This window comes from Methylobacillus gramineus, from assembly GCF_020532675.1.
In the GTDB taxonomy this organism is placed as follows: Bacteria; Pseudomonadota; Gammaproteobacteria; order Burkholderiales; family Methylophilaceae; genus Methylobacillus; species Methylobacillus gramineus.
This window is the reverse complement of record NZ_JAJAVE010000001.1, coordinates 922,424-935,891: the sequence shown is the minus strand read 5'-3', so window position 1 is coordinate 935,891 and position 13,468 is coordinate 922,424. Positions and strand designations below refer to the sequence as shown.

The following is a 13,468-nucleotide window of genomic DNA, read 5'->3' as shown; positions in this document are numbered from 1 at the left end:
AGCCGAAAGTTCTGAACGGAAGTGTGGCCGAGTGGTTGAAGGCACCAGTCTTGAAAACTGGCGATCCGAAAGGGTTCGTGAGTTCGAATCTCACCGCTTCCGCCAAATACATGTTCGTAGGCGTTCGTCTAGGTCCAAAAATCCCCCAGTTGGTTACACAAGTTATTAATCCCATGTATATTTTTGCCTTGGCGCGTCTGTAGCCGTTCGCAGGCGTTCGGGACAAACCGGGTGCAAAGTGGGGTATAAAAAACGACATTTACCCCACCCTTGGGTATTTTTTACCCCACCCATCAATAAAGAATAACAAAATGGGTAAGGTATTAACTGATGTTGTCTGTCGCACTGCAACCAGCAACGACAGGCCACTTCGTAAGATTGCAGATGGGGGAGGGTTGTTTCTGTGGGTGTATGCCAACGGTAACAAGAGCTTTCGCTTTCGCTATAAATTCCACGGAAAAGAAAAGTCACTGACTATTGGGACATACCCCGGTGTCACGTTGTTGGCAGCGCGGCGCAAGACGCTGGAGGCCGCTGAAAAACTAGCTGAAGGTATAGATCCATCCGCAGCTAAAAAACTCGCCTCAATTGAGCGCAAGATCGAATCGCTCAATACATTTGAGCTGGTTGCCTGGGAATGGTATGAAAAACAGGTGGCGAGCTGGGCGCCTTCTCATGGGACTGACGTACGGCGCAGGATCCAGACCAATATCATTCCATTCATTGGCGATCGTCCGATCGCACAGATCACCGGTCCTGAACTGCTGGCCATGATCAGTAAAATGGAAAAGCGCGGCGCATTTGACCTGGCGCATCGGGTTTTGGGTGTATGTGGTCAGATTTTCCGCTATGGCATTGCAACCGGTCGATGTGCTTTTGACCTGTCAGCAGCTCTTAAGGGGGCTTTGACACCCCACACCGCCAAGAATCAGAATGCAATCCGCCCGCAGCGGGTGCCAATCTTGATGCAGAGCATTGCCAAATATCACCTCACTGGAGATTACAAGACACAGCTGGGCCTGCAATTACTCGCTCATACATTCTTGCGCACCACGGAATTGCTTGCTGGGGAGTGGTCGGAGATCGATTTCGATAGGAATATATGGTCTATTCCAGCAGAGCGGATGAAAGCCAACCAGGATCACCTGGTGCCGATGTCCAAACAAGTGATACAGATCATGGTCGAGCTTAAAAAACTGTCAGGTCTGAGCAAGTACATATTGCCGGGCAGGAATATCATGGTACCTGTCAGCAACAACACCTTGCTGTTTGCCCTCTACCGCATGGGGTATAAAGGCAAGATGACCGGCCATGGTTTCAGGTCAGTGGCATCAACGATATTGAATGAATCTGGCTTCAAATCCGATGTGATCGAAAAGCAGCTTGCACATACCGAGAAAAACAAAGTGAGGCGGGCTTATAACCGGGCTGAGTATTGGCCTGAGAGGCAGGTGATGATGCAATGGTGGTCGGATTACCTGGAGGCAGCTGAAAAAAGAGAAAGGCTAGACTGTTTTCACGGCCGAGGAATAAAAAGAGGTGCCGCTCGGGGAGGATACGGCACCTTGAGGATCAGCAAGGGAGGACGCTGATTTAAGGGACTTCATAACAAGGGGGAGACCCGCCTTATATGCAGAATAGGCGAGGGCTGAATTGGTTAAATCATGCTTACTACAAATGGCCTCATGGTGCTGAAGTTCAGCAGCAGGTAACCGCAGACCGATTTGTCTGCGCACCACACCATTTGCATTACGTTTGCGCCTTGCAGTCATCGCCTATATTCTTCTAGTTGGTTACACAATGAGTGCATTATGAAAACAATTATTTATTTTCTATGTCAACTATTAAAGACAACTTTTATTTGCGGTTGCGCGAAGAGCGTGGGCGATTATCTTTTTCTCAAGCCCTTATTGCCGAAAAATGTCTAGTAAGCCGTGTAATTTGGGGAAAGTATGAAAGTGGTACCTCATTACCTGGCGCAGACGTACTAATGAAATTGGCTGAAGTAGGGGCGGATATCGTCTATTTGCTGACAGGAAGCAGAGCTGATATTGCAAATAAAAGTTATCAAGATGCAATCGGATATGACCGGAGTGATTTAGAAGAACTGTTGGAAGTGTTTGCTCATACAAATGATGAAGGCAGGCAAACATTATTGAGTCTGGCGCGGTATATAAAAAAATCCACATAGCAAACTAACTGCTTAGTGAATTCATTGGGGGGAGCAATGAAGTTCATCTACAAGAAAAACGGCGCTATTGAAGCCCGTGTTGTACATATGAGTCCGGGGTGGGTAGAAGACGGCCAATATCTCTGTGGCCGCGAAGTGGGTGACACCACCCATAAAACCTTCCTAAAATACAAAATATCCGAATACATCGACGGCTCCGAAAAAGAGTTGATCGATCCCTTCCCGGAGCCACCACCCAAACCATCCGAATTCAAGCATAAGCCTACAGAAGTCTTGTTTACCGGTTTTGCCAGTGCTCGCAAGGATGAACTCATTGACATTGCCCTGAACAAGGGAATGCATGTACCTAAGAACGTTACTACTGGTTTGAGATATTTATGTGTAGGGTCAAATGCTGGCCATGCGAAAGTAGGCAAGGCACGTTCGCAGAATGTGCTAATCCTCCAAGAGAAGCAGTTTTTGTTGATGCTTGAGACAGGTGAAATACCAGAGTTGAATTTGGGATTTTAATAAACAAAGTTATGCAACTGATGATGAGAAAGAATTATAGATTTACATCTGAAATTTTAAATATAAAGTTAAATTTAGAAAAAGAGAGGGATAGTCATGAATGGTGAGCTCTTAAACCTTAAAAATTCTTTAACATCATTGCATTCTACAATACCGGATAGTGCTGCTTTACCTGGATGGAATTTAATACAATTTTCGCAATCTGGGATGAAGTATGAAATAACAAAAATCATGAGTTTGATTGACGCAGTTGATCCTGAAATTGAATTAAGTAGTTCGGATTTGAATGTGATTTCTGAAATAATACAAGGCATAGGTCAATTTACTGCAACAACTGTTAGTCAGTGGATTGCTAACTCAGGACATGGACCTGATTCTTTAGCAGCCATTGCTGTCACTTTGCAAAGAATAAGATTTTTATTGAATGATATTAATCCTATATTTGTTAATGTGGATGATTCACAAGCCTTACCAACAAAGCTTGCAAGAAGAGTAAAGTTAGTTTCTTCAAGACTTGCACAAATTGAGCCTGAGATAGATGCTATTAGTTACAAGCTTGATATATTGGCTAAAGCTGAAAAAATTAATGATGAGTTACCAATTGAAATTGAAGATTTAAAGCAAGTAAAATCAAATTTAGATAAAATAATTAATGATTCAAATATTGAATTTAACAAGATAGTTACGAATAAAAATGACAGCAAAACTCTTCTTGATCAAATAGAGAGGTTAAGAAAAGAGTCCAAAGATTTTACCGATCAATTGAGTGACTTGCACAGAATTGGCACATCTACCGCATTGGGATCTTCATTTAATAAAAGAGCAGATGAGTTGCATTCCTCAATGAAGTGGTGGGTATTCATCTTGATTGTTTCACTTATTACAGGTCTGCTTATTGGTTCTTCAAGGCTGGAAGCATTAAATAATTTATTGAGCATGAATTCGGAGCCATATAAAATTATCATTACAGTTATCTTTTCTTTTATAGGAATCGGAGGTCCTATCTGGATTGCTTTAATTGCAACTAAGCAAATTGGACAAAGATTCAAACTTGCAGAGGATTACTATTACAAAGCTTCTATATCTAATGCTTATGAAGGGTATCGAAGGGAGGCTGAAAGTTTTGATAATGAAATATTTGAAGCAAAATTATTTGGCTCAGCCTTAAATAGGTTTGATGAAATTCCTTTAAGATTGATTGAAAAAGATACTTATGGAAGTCCTTTGCAGGAGTTTATTAATTCACCTATTTTTCAAAGACAACTTGAATCTTCAGAAGATTTTAAAAAATCATTTATAGCCTTTATTAAAAGGATAACGTCAAAATTTCCTGGCTCATCTGAACCTAAAGAACCTTGATGCGAGTTGAGTATAAAATTTTAGATTGGGTTAGGTTGTGTTTCTTACCTAATCGGTCATAGTTGTATTGATTTTCATATGGTTTGTTGCTGACAGGACTTTGCGTCAAGGCATAAAAGAGAAAAAGTGAAAATTGAGTTGAATAATTTCATAAAGGGGTATGCAATGGATGAAGCAGAACGTTTAATTGACGAAGCATGGCACCACATTGAACAGGACATGACACTCAACACTCCCGATGAACGATCAAATGTCACATTTACAATTATTGAAGTAAATGCCAACGGGGTGGTAATTCTCACAGAGAGCGCTCAGACGGAAATCCCTATTAATCGCGCTTCATTCATAGAAGCGATTCGCTATCTACAGGCTAATGCTCACGATGAGTCTAACCCTTGTGAGATCACTGCGCGAAAAGAAGATCATGCAGCAGGTCCGTTTTGCAGAGCCATAAGAATCCCAAATGGCCGAAGGACCATGATTAGCAGTTACCTGGTGCCAATTCTTGAACATATTGGGGTAGTGGGCATGGGAAGAGCCCAACCGAACACTGTATGGATTATTTAACTGCAGAGTTTAAAGATGCAGTTATGAATATTTTTAAACGTTCAGGTGTAGATAAGCCTTAAATAATAATCGGGAATTTATTTTCAATAGGTGGGGAGAAAGTAATGACTATTAAGAGTTTTGTAATTCACGAAGTCCAACGCGAAAGAGATAAAGGTGAAGTTAAGGCAACTTATAGGGAGGAATTAGATGATCCTAAAGTGCTGACTCCAAAATTGACTGAAAGACTAATCTCACTCTTTTCCAATGCAAGTCTTAGTCTTGGTGGTTTTGGGGTTGATGGTGATTTTGATGTTGAGCCACCTTATGAGCAATATATTGCTACTTACTTCGCCGACAAGAATGAGGATTCATTTTTAACTCTAACTGTCAATATGGCAAAGAAATTTGAAGCTGTACTTAACGATAAATCTAAAACTACTGTCAAGGGTGGTTTTTTGATATTTTATGAATATGAATATCGTGCAGAAAATTGGTTAGCTATAGCTATCCTACAAATGACTGAAGGCTTAGATATTGATGAAGCATTGAAAGTGATTGCCTCTAAAACTTTTGATTTGGATAAATTACATCTAGGCGCGACTGTGAATTTGTCAAGATGGGAGGCTAAGCAAGGTGAACGTTACATTCGTTTCAAAACAGGGCTTGCAGGTGAGTTGAGAAATTACTTCCAAGATTATATCGGTTGCACGCGAGATAAAAAAGCTCTTGTTATAGAAACAAAAATTCTTAAGGCATCTATAGAGAAATACGCCAAAGAAGAGTTAAAGGTAGAGCCCGATCATATACAAGATTATTTGGATTATGCGCACGGATATATCTCATCTAAACTGAGAGCAGATGAGCCAGTTTTATTGTCTGAATTAAGTAATGCTACTTTTTCTGATAATCCTTTAGGGTTTATCAATTATATTAATGAGAAACAACAATTGGGGGAAGAGCTATCTATTGATAGGCGAGAGTTGAGAAGGTTTGAGAAATTTTCAGGTACATGGAAAGGTATCAATGTAAGTTTCGATAGAAAACATCTTGGCTCAACTGTACATTATAATAACGGTCAATTAACAATTACTGGCATTCCAGAAAGTTTGACAAAAGAGCTGGAAGAAGAGATAGCTGCAAGAAAGAAGATCCAAAAAAATGAATGATTGCAATGCCTAATACAATCTTAAAAACATATCAAGAAATCAAAGCGGAGCTCACAGCAGTAGAGAGTCGCTTGTCTAACGATCGTGTTGGTACATTGAGGTTGAATGCAGCTAATATTGAATCATTAAAAATGTTAGCTATAAATGGACTTCTGGATAGACAGATTAATCATCCAGGAGATCTTTTAGATGTTGTTAGCGTTAGTGAACTCAATGAAACTCATTTTGATAAATACTATGAGGTTACTTTAAAAGGCTCTTGCATTAATGACGATTTATTTTTGGGTGAAAATTGGGTTGAATTTCTTTCACATAACAAATATTTGTTGAATCCACCAAAAGATATATATCTCAATGAAATAGATTTGCTTGTGGATTCTGAACATATTGATTTGAAGTTTGAGGGCTTTAAATCAATATCTTGTCTTGCAAATATCATAAACGGAATTCGTGATTACTCTGAATCTACTCATTGGGGAATTATTTATGGGGTTAAGATTGAAATTGATAAGGTATTTGATCTTGAATTATTAGAGAAGCCTATTGATTTAAAGTTAATTAATAGTATATCGCTAGGTGATAACCATAAAGAAGTTAAAGAAAACCTTCTTAAAAAAACTCTTGTTTCATTCTTGTCAGGATGTGATAAAGCCACTAGATTAAATTATTTGATTCAGAATTTTCAAAAGTTTGTTTCGGATTTTTTACTTAATTTTGAAACATATATTTCTAATTATAGTTTTGATAAAGTTCGACGTGAGCATGAAGAGAAACGTACTGAGTATATCGGAAAAGTTAATAATGTTTTTCAAGAAATTTCGACTAAACTTATAATACTACCAGCTCCAATTTGGTTGGCTATAACTCAAGTACATTCAACAAGTGATTCCAAATCGATTCTGAAAGGAATAGCAGTAATTATTATTACAATATTTGTAACTGCATTTTTAACTGCAAGTATTTGGGGACAACTGAATTTTCTTGAATCTTTAAAGAATGAATATGAAAAGCTTTTTACAAGATTGTCCAATGAATACCAAAGTTTGATTGATTGTGAACAGCCCCCTAACGAGTTAGAGGATAGGCGAACTATTGTATGGATTCAATTATGGATAGGGCTAGTATCCACATGGGTAATTTGTGGGATTTCAATTGTGATAATCTGTGTCAATTGGTGATTTTTATAAATAATCTTAAATATTTCTCATTTCCAAATCCACCGCAGTAGTAAACCCTGAGTTTGAAAGACTGTGAACCGTTCGGGCCACCTCCCAATCCGTACTATCTATTGATGGCTCCCATCCACTCACCGTCACTGGAAGTTTTAGGATAGTTCGGTCATCTATTAATGTTGAAGATGGCAACAGTGATTAAAAAAATACGCTAACTAAGGACCTATGATGCAATTATCTCTAGTAAATGGAACTTTACAAAATGAAGCTATCTTTTTTGATAATCAGCAGGTTTATGATGTTCGTAGGTCTGGTGTTGTCCCTGGCGAAGGTATTGATAATACCGAGGCATTAAGAAATGCACTAACCCAAGCTGCTGCATTGGGATTGCCAGTTAAGCTACCTGAGGGGGTCATTGAGTATTCCCCAGCGACAGTCAATGATATGTTAATAACTACAACATCAATCATAGGCAGCGGAAAAAGTACGGTGTTACGTTGTACAAATGAAAATGGAAATAGAAGTTTAATTCTAATTAATGGTTCAAATATTACTATTTCAAATTTTAGTTTTGAATCTTCATTTCTTACAGGTAATCGACCTGAAAATAATACCGCTTTTAAGGTTGAACCCCCAGTAGGTAGTGAAACAGTTTGGGAAAATATTGAATTTAGCAATCTATGGTTTAAGAATTTTAGTGGGGGTAATATATTGCTCAAGCATGTTGCTAAGTCTAGAGTTTACAATATTTACTCTCATACTTCAGGAGCGGACATAGTTCATGTAACAGGTAATAGTAAAGATATCACTGTCGATAGTGTCTATTCTGTTATGGCCGGAGATGACACCGTTGCAGTAATCGGTTATACCGCTGGCAATGTTCAAGGGCAACCACAAAATATTAAAATATCTAATGTTACTGTTGTAGATTCCTGGCATGGTAGAGGTGTAACAGTAGTTGGTGGCAAGAACGTACAAATAACTGATGTATTGGTTGATGGTTGTGATGGTGCTGGAATCTTAATTTCATCTGAAGCCGGCACTTATAATACCTTTGGAAATTCAAACATTCTCATTAGTAATGCTACCCTTATAAGGGCTGGAAAAGGTGGAGCTTCCGGCGCTTTGCATGTTTTAGGAAGGGCAGGATACATAACTGAAAACATTCAAATCCAGAATGTAAAAATTATTTCTAGCAATTGGAGGGGATTATCTCTATCGGGGACTATTTACGCTAAAAATATTTCTGTGGAAAATTTGGAAGTTGATGGGACTCCAAGTAGTCAAGGTATATTGATAAATTCCACTAATACAAGGCTTAAGAATATAACAGTAGCGAACACGGCTGGAATTGGGATTGCTTATGAACCCGCGGTTTCAGGATACTTAGAGATAGATGGTTTATATGGCAGGAATGTAAATCTTGCTTCTGAATCTGGTACTGGCTTACTACTTAACATTGCCAATAATGCTTCCTCACCGCTTACAAGGCTGAGCCTTGATAATATGCATTTAGTAGAGCAATCTGTTGGTGCAGCCAGAGAGACTTTTCAAATACCTTCTAATTTGGCACCGAAAACAAAATTTGGCTCCAATCTCACAACTGTTGTTCCAGGGCCTACGGATTTGGGCTATGAATCGTTTAACTTAGGATTGCCATTTTATAATATTAATCTTACAACTATAACAACCAGTCCTTGGATATATCAAAACACCTCTGGATATGAGCAGTGGGTCTATTTAAGAGCAGGGACTCTCAGTGATATTGAAATATCACATAATGGTACAGATTTTTACTCTGTTGGCAGTGCGAAAAGAAACATAGCATTAAAGAATGGCTATTCAATTCGAGTTACTTTCTCAGTTAAACCAACAGAAATTAAGATCAAACCAGTGTCTTTAATTTAAGTTATTTAAATCTATTCACGCATTACTTTTCAGCCTTTATCTCAAGGTCAAGTGTTGTTGTAAGCCCAGTATTAGATAGTGAGTGTATTACTCTGGTAATGATCCATTCACTACTATCAATGGATGGCTTCCAACCGCTCACCGTCACTGGCAATTCCGGGATGAGTTCTGACATCCCAATTGCCAGGCTGATGCTGAAAGTGGCAACGCCGCGCACCATGCGGCGATAACCAAGGCAAGCCGAATATTGTTGCACCGTCTCCAACGCCCCACGGATAAACCTTATGCAAATTTATGCGCGCAACTTATGCACTTCATTCATAAGGTAAATGAGGGGAGCGTGAATGGTGAAAAATAAGATGGCATCGGGAAAAACGTAACATATGTAATTTTTAAAACAATAATTTATTAAGTGACTGATTTGTATTGATTATTTTGATTACAAATCAGTGTAACTTTATGTAATATTTTATGCAACTTACTCGTAAGTGACTGATTTATATATAAGTAATAATAACAATATATTACATATTATTATGTAACCTGATTACATCAAGGTTACTTAAATGTTACGTTTCTTAAATTTACTAATTCCTTTGTCCTGCAAGGCTTTCAAGCCGATTTAATACTTTATGTTACGTATGTTACATATTTCCCGAGGCCAACTTTATTTTTTAAATAAGTGAATTAAAAGCCTTACATGCCATCAATATCTTGGTTCCCACGAAAATTTTTAGCGGTGGGGTAAGAGGATATGGGGTATTTTTAATCGTTATGCTTATCAGTGTGTTAGGTAATAAATATGAAGGACACCGCTTCCGCCAATAGAAGCCGGTCACTACAGGCTTTCAAGCCCTCCCAGTTTTTCTTGGGGCATATTCAATTTATTGATACTCTGCGGTTTATTGACTTAGCTGGTATTTGATATCTATAATTTGCAATTTGCAACTTTCAAGTATTTTCCTAACATCTAGCGCTGCTGCTTCTTTAAAATTGCTTTTTTACTCAATAATTGAGTTTAATAAGGGATTAATTCCATCGTTTCGGAGTGTTTTATGTACAGCAAGATTATCGTGCTATTTACCCTGGCCTTAATATCTATGAGTGTCCTGGCGGCCAAGTCTGCGAGCGAGTTAGCAAAAGAGACTTTTGTTTTTGTACAAGAGCATGAAGCCATGTTGGGGCAAATTGCTGTTTCTGCCACCAAAGCAGAGTTCAAGAAAGCTATTGATAGGCCGACAACTCGAAAATTTGAGGAGTGGCCACGATTTGGTAAAGATGGGTATGAGAAATATACGGATTGCAGGATGCTGCTAGACTCGTTCAAGCTTTATTCTGCCGCTCAATTCCAGGCAAAGGGCAGGCTGTCAGATACTGATAATATCAGTAAGCTTTATTTTAGTGATAAGCGTTCATGTGAAGGGCTACTCATCGAGCTTCGAGAGTAAATTGGATTCGAACCACTTGAATGCCTGGATTTAGAAGTGGTAAGTCAGTCGTATCTGGTTGAAATTGATACCTGGATTCTCTGTAGTAATGCCTGCATTAGAGTAATGTTGGAATCGATAGTTAATATCGTATTGCTGTCTCTCGCCAAATTTTAAGCCTAGCCCGATATGGTCACTAAATTCAAACCGTGACCCCATACGTGTATCACCATTGACCTGTTTGCCTGAAAATTGGTTAATGCCAATGCCAGCTTCGATGTAAGGAGCAATGCCATGGATTGGTTGCCGTTCAAAACGGAAAACCGGTGTAAAGCCTATTCCATAGATTTCTTTTTTGGGTGAAGGGCTATCACCTTTCCAAATCGAAGCACCAAGTTCCCAGTATCCGCTCAAGAACCAGTCACCCTTAGTAAACCAGCGCTTGTCCCAATTCCAGTGTATTGCAATGTTCGCCATATCAGCATCAGAATCACTGCCAGCAGTAAGGGATATGCCATCAAATGCCCAGCCTTGAGTGGCTTGAAGACCACCGATGACTGCTAACATGCTAACGATTTTTTTCATTGGTTAACCTTTTCTTATCACAAGTGTGGATAGCAACAATGGTGATAAGCATAAAGCTGAGGGAATGCTGAGCTTTATAGGAAGGCAGAAGATTGTATTGTAGGAGTAGGACGACAAATCAGGAAATGCAGACAACTTTCTGTCCGCATTTTAAGTTTATTCAGTGTCAGCGCAATACAGCTCATATTGCTCTTGGTCTTCATTGAATACAGCGTTCTTATCCACCACTTTGGCGGAGAATTTTTTATAGCCGACATATTCACCAGTCTGGCCTTTGACGTCAAACTGGCCGCAAACGATTGTCAGGCCTTCATACTTCACTTTGCGTAGATCCTTGAATTCCACACTTTCAGCATTGGGGATTGCTCGGAGTACCGCAGCTTTGCCATTGAGAATGTCGCGATCAAGATAGTTGGGTAACTGGTTAAATGCCAGCCAGATTGCGATAATCACTAAAACAACAATCAGCAGCATTTTTAGCGTCTTATTCATGATGGATCCTGTGATTAACTTGATAGGTATGACTCAGGGCCGGGAGTAGAGTTTCTTGATGTCGATATTCTTAACTCTGTATACGTTTATTCAAGTGTTGATTTAGAAGCACATGGGGTAATGTCTGCTGATTAATCAGCAGTAAATCAGCAGTGGAGTTGCCAAGCCAGCACTAACCCTTAATGGATGGAGGGGGCTTTATTGTTTGCAATTGATTTATAATGATAATTCGAGGCTGGCACTTTTATTGCTAATCTAAATATAGAGAGCATGCCACGGCGTGGAGTGAATTGATCAATAGATTGTAGGAGTATGTATGGCAAGGATAGTTGGTATCTCAGGAAGTTTGACGCAACCATCAAGAACAAAAGCCCTGGTTGAAGAAATTGCAGCAAATGCATCGCATAAACTGCATTCTCCGGTAGAGATTATAGATATCGCCCAGATTGCAACAGTGCTGGGAAGTACGATTTCATACGGTGATTTTCCAGAAGTCCTGGCTGCTGCGTATAAAAAGCTGCAGGAAGCGGATCTGATTATTATCGCCAGTCCGGTTTATAAGGCGTCTTATACCGGTCTGCTCAAGCATTTTTTTGATTTGCTTGATCCCAAAGTGCTTGCTGGCAAGGTGGCTATTTTGGCTGCGACAGGAGGCAGCGATCAGCATGCATTGGTTGTGGATTATCAACTGCGTACCTTGGCCAGCTTCTTCAATATATACACCACTCCAACCGCGATTTATGCCAAGGATGCCGAATTCACTGATTATCAGCTCACTAGCGAATCGATTCGTAACCGCGTGAATGTCGCTGTTGATCAGGCTTTGTTCTTATTGAAGCAAGAAGTGCCACAGTCATTAGTGGCGTGAAGGAGCAATCAAAAGAGGCTTAAAAAAAGCCACTTTTGATTATTTAGGCGTATTTATTTAGGCAATCAAGTTAAGTTCTTTTAATCTTGCACGCAGGATGTTACGACTAATCCCTAATAACTTAGCTGTATGAACCTGATTTTTATTGCTAAATTCATAAGCTTTTTTGACCAATACTGAATTGACAAGCTCGAAAAGATTAGGGGGGGGCGATTCAAATAATTGATTAAATACACGCTCCAGTTGATATGTTTCTATTGTGGAGGACGCTGAAAATTCAACATTTCCCTTATTGCCATGAACGGATTGGAGCGCCGGTCGATGCTCTTGTTTGTTGATGTTTGCAGTAATCAGAGACAGGCCCAAGTCCTTGGGCGACAATGTCCCCGATGTGGAAATGAGCAATGCGCGATGTATTACGTTTTCTAGTTCGCGAATATTGCCTGGCCATGGGTATTCCAGCAACTGTTGTATAGTTTCTGGGGCAAGTTTAGGAATATCTGTGTGGAGGCGGTTTTTGTATACTCCTAGAAAGTGCTCTACCAATGGCAGGATATCACCTGGCCTATCTCTTAGAGGAGGCAGGTCAACAGGCACTACCTTGATTCTGTAGTATAAGTCTTCCCGGAAACGTCCTGCTCTAACGGCTTCTTCTAAATCTACATTGGTTGCAGCAATTAAGCGTACATCAATGGGTGTTGGCTTGCGCGAGCCCAGTTTTACTACTTCACGTTCTTGCAAGACTCGCAGTAGTTTTACCTGTGTGGATTGTGGTAAATCGCCAATTTCATCTAAAAAGAGAGTGCCGCCATTGGCTGATTCAAACCAGCCAATTTTTGAACTGATTGCACCAGTAAAGGCACCACGCTCATAACCAAACAACTCACTTTCCACTAAAGTTTCCGAAAAGGCGCCACAATTAATTGCCTGGAAAGGTCCCTCTCTACGATTGCTTAATGCGTGTATATGGCGAGCAATCAATTCTTTGCCTGTGCCCGTTTCTCCAATAATGAGAGCTGTAGCATTGCTGGCTGCAATTTTTTCGATGAGATTAAGTAGTGCCTGAGACTGTGGGTCACTAAATACCAATGCACTTGCGCGAACTGACAAACTAACAGCCGTTGGATTCGGGTGAGTAATAACATGATCCGCACTTTCAAACGCGCGCTCGTAATTCCATAGTTCTGCATGCATTAGGCAGACTTTCCTTGTATATAGTCCTGCAAATATACTTAAGTTTC

At 39.7% G+C, this 13,468-nt stretch carries 13 protein-coding genes and 1 tRNA gene; 11 read left to right on the top strand and 3 right to left on the bottom strand.

The features are described from left to right. Nucleotides 1-17 precede the first annotated feature (17 nt). The 10 genes from LG201_RS04320 to LG201_RS04275 all read left to right on the top strand — a co-directional run bounded on the left by LG201_RS04320 (nt 18) and on the right by LG201_RS04275 (nt 10,303). A tRNA-Ser gene (locus tag LG201_RS04320) sits at nt 18-105 on the top strand. Between the two features lie 206 nt (nt 106-311). Continuing rightward, nucleotides 312-1,592 carry a tyrosine-type recombinase/integrase gene (locus LG201_RS04315; RefSeq protein WP_226770937.1) on the top strand — a complete coding sequence of 427 codons (1,281 nt, stop codon included), beginning with the start codon at nt 312-314 and terminating at the stop codon, nt 1,590-1,592. A gap of 242 nt (nt 1,593-1,834) precedes the next feature. Then, nucleotides 1,835-2,191: a helix-turn-helix domain-containing protein gene (locus LG201_RS04310; protein ID WP_226770936.1), complete on the top strand. Its 357-nt coding sequence runs from the start codon at nt 1,835-1,837 to the stop codon at nt 2,189-2,191. 36 nt (nt 2,192-2,227) lie between these two features. Then, a complete protein-coding gene (locus LG201_RS04305) occupies nt 2,228-2,701 on the top strand; it encodes a BRCT domain-containing protein (protein WP_226770935.1) in 474 nt (157 codons plus the stop codon). 96 nt (nt 2,702-2,797) lie between these two features. Continuing rightward, nucleotides 2,798-4,060, top strand: coding sequence for a hypothetical protein (locus LG201_RS04300; RefSeq protein WP_226770934.1), 1,263 nt, complete (start codon nt 2,798-2,800; stop codon nt 4,058-4,060). Between the two features lie 126 nt (nt 4,061-4,186). Next, the gene (locus tag LG201_RS04295) at nt 4,187-4,627 is read left to right on the top strand and encodes a hypothetical protein (protein ID WP_226770933.1); all 441 of its coding nucleotides are present in this window, start codon (nt 4,187-4,189) and stop codon (nt 4,625-4,627) included. Between the two features lie 104 nt (nt 4,628-4,731). After that, the gene (locus LG201_RS04290; protein ID WP_226770932.1) at nt 4,732-5,775 is read left to right on the top strand and encodes a nucleoid-associated protein; all 1,044 of its coding nucleotides are present in this window, start codon (nt 4,732-4,734) and stop codon (nt 5,773-5,775) included. 5 nt (nt 5,776-5,780) lie between these two features. After that, nucleotides 5,781-6,953, top strand: a complete 1,173-nt coding sequence (locus LG201_RS04285) for a hypothetical protein (RefSeq protein ID WP_226770931.1) — start codon at nt 5,781-5,783, stop codon at nt 6,951-6,953. 219 nt (nt 6,954-7,172) lie between these two features. Next, nucleotides 7,173-8,855: a glycoside hydrolase family protein gene (locus LG201_RS04280; RefSeq protein ID WP_226770930.1), complete on the top strand. Its 1,683-nt coding sequence runs from the start codon at nt 7,173-7,175 to the stop codon at nt 8,853-8,855. A 1,055-nt stretch (nt 8,856-9,910) separates the two neighbouring features. Next, complete coding sequence (locus tag LG201_RS04275) at nt 9,911-10,303, top strand: hypothetical protein (protein WP_226770929.1); 393 nt, start codon at nt 9,911-9,913, stop codon at nt 10,301-10,303. 30 nt (nt 10,304-10,333) lie between these two features. Here the strand turns inward: LG201_RS04275 and LG201_RS04270 are convergent, their stop codons facing one another. Together LG201_RS04270 and LG201_RS04265 are read right to left on the bottom strand one after the other, a co-directional pair. Beyond that, the gene (locus LG201_RS04270) at nt 10,334-10,867 is read right to left on the bottom strand and encodes an acyloxyacyl hydrolase (RefSeq protein ID WP_226770928.1); all 534 of its coding nucleotides are present in this window, start codon (nt 10,865-10,867) and stop codon (nt 10,334-10,336) included. Between the two features lie 156 nt (nt 10,868-11,023). Next, the gene (locus LG201_RS04265) at nt 11,024-11,359 is read right to left on the bottom strand and encodes a hypothetical protein (protein ID WP_226770927.1); all 336 of its coding nucleotides are present in this window, start codon (nt 11,357-11,359) and stop codon (nt 11,024-11,026) included. Between the two features lie 316 nt (nt 11,360-11,675). Here LG201_RS04265 and LG201_RS04260 point away from each other — a divergent pair, with 316 nt between their 5' ends. Next, nucleotides 11,676-12,227 carry an NAD(P)H-dependent oxidoreductase gene (locus tag LG201_RS04260; RefSeq protein WP_226770926.1) on the top strand — a complete coding sequence of 184 codons (552 nt, stop codon included), beginning with the start codon at nt 11,676-11,678 and terminating at the stop codon, nt 12,225-12,227. Between the two features lie 57 nt (nt 12,228-12,284). Here LG201_RS04260 and LG201_RS04255 read toward each other — a convergent pair whose 3' ends face one another. Continuing rightward, nucleotides 12,285-13,421 carry a sigma-54 interaction domain-containing protein gene (locus LG201_RS04255; RefSeq protein ID WP_226770925.1) on the bottom strand — a complete coding sequence of 379 codons (1,137 nt, stop codon included), beginning with the start codon at nt 13,419-13,421 and terminating at the stop codon, nt 12,285-12,287. Nucleotides 13,422-13,468: the final 47 nt, after the last annotated feature.

What these genes read in the sequence shown, in the direction of transcription:
- LG201_RS04315 (WP_226770937.1), top strand. Translation starts at nt 312, where the DNA reads ATGGGTAAGGTATTAACTGATGTTGTCTGTCGCACTGCAACCAGCAAC.
- LG201_RS04310 (WP_226770936.1), top strand. Translation starts at nt 1,835, where the DNA reads ATGTCAACTATTAAAGACAACTTTTATTTGCGGTTGCGCGAAGAGCGT.
- LG201_RS04305 (WP_226770935.1), top strand. Translation starts at nt 2,228, where the DNA reads ATGAAGTTCATCTACAAGAAAAACGGCGCTATTGAAGCCCGTGTTGTA.
- LG201_RS04300 (WP_226770934.1), top strand. Translation starts at nt 2,798, where the DNA reads ATGAATGGTGAGCTCTTAAACCTTAAAAATTCTTTAACATCATTGCAT.
- LG201_RS04290 (WP_226770932.1), top strand. Translation starts at nt 4,732, where the DNA reads ATGACTATTAAGAGTTTTGTAATTCACGAAGTCCAACGCGAAAGAGAT.
- LG201_RS04285 (WP_226770931.1), top strand. Translation starts at nt 5,781, where the DNA reads ATGCCTAATACAATCTTAAAAACATATCAAGAAATCAAAGCGGAGCTC.
- LG201_RS04280 (WP_226770930.1), top strand. Translation starts at nt 7,173, where the DNA reads ATGATGCAATTATCTCTAGTAAATGGAACTTTACAAAATGAAGCTATC.
- LG201_RS04275 (WP_226770929.1), top strand. Translation starts at nt 9,911, where the DNA reads ATGTACAGCAAGATTATCGTGCTATTTACCCTGGCCTTAATATCTATG.
- LG201_RS04270 (WP_226770928.1), bottom strand. Translation starts at nt 10,867, where the DNA reads ATGAAAAAAATCGTTAGCATGTTAGCAGTCATCGGTGGTCTTCAAGCC.
- LG201_RS04265 (WP_226770927.1), bottom strand. Translation starts at nt 11,359, where the DNA reads ATGAATAAGACGCTAAAAATGCTGCTGATTGTTGTTTTAGTGATTATC.
- LG201_RS04260 (WP_226770926.1), top strand. Translation starts at nt 11,676, where the DNA reads ATGGCAAGGATAGTTGGTATCTCAGGAAGTTTGACGCAACCATCAAGA.
- LG201_RS04255 (WP_226770925.1), bottom strand. Translation starts at nt 13,421, where the DNA reads ATGCATGCAGAACTATGGAATTACGAGCGCGCGTTTGAAAGTGCGGAT.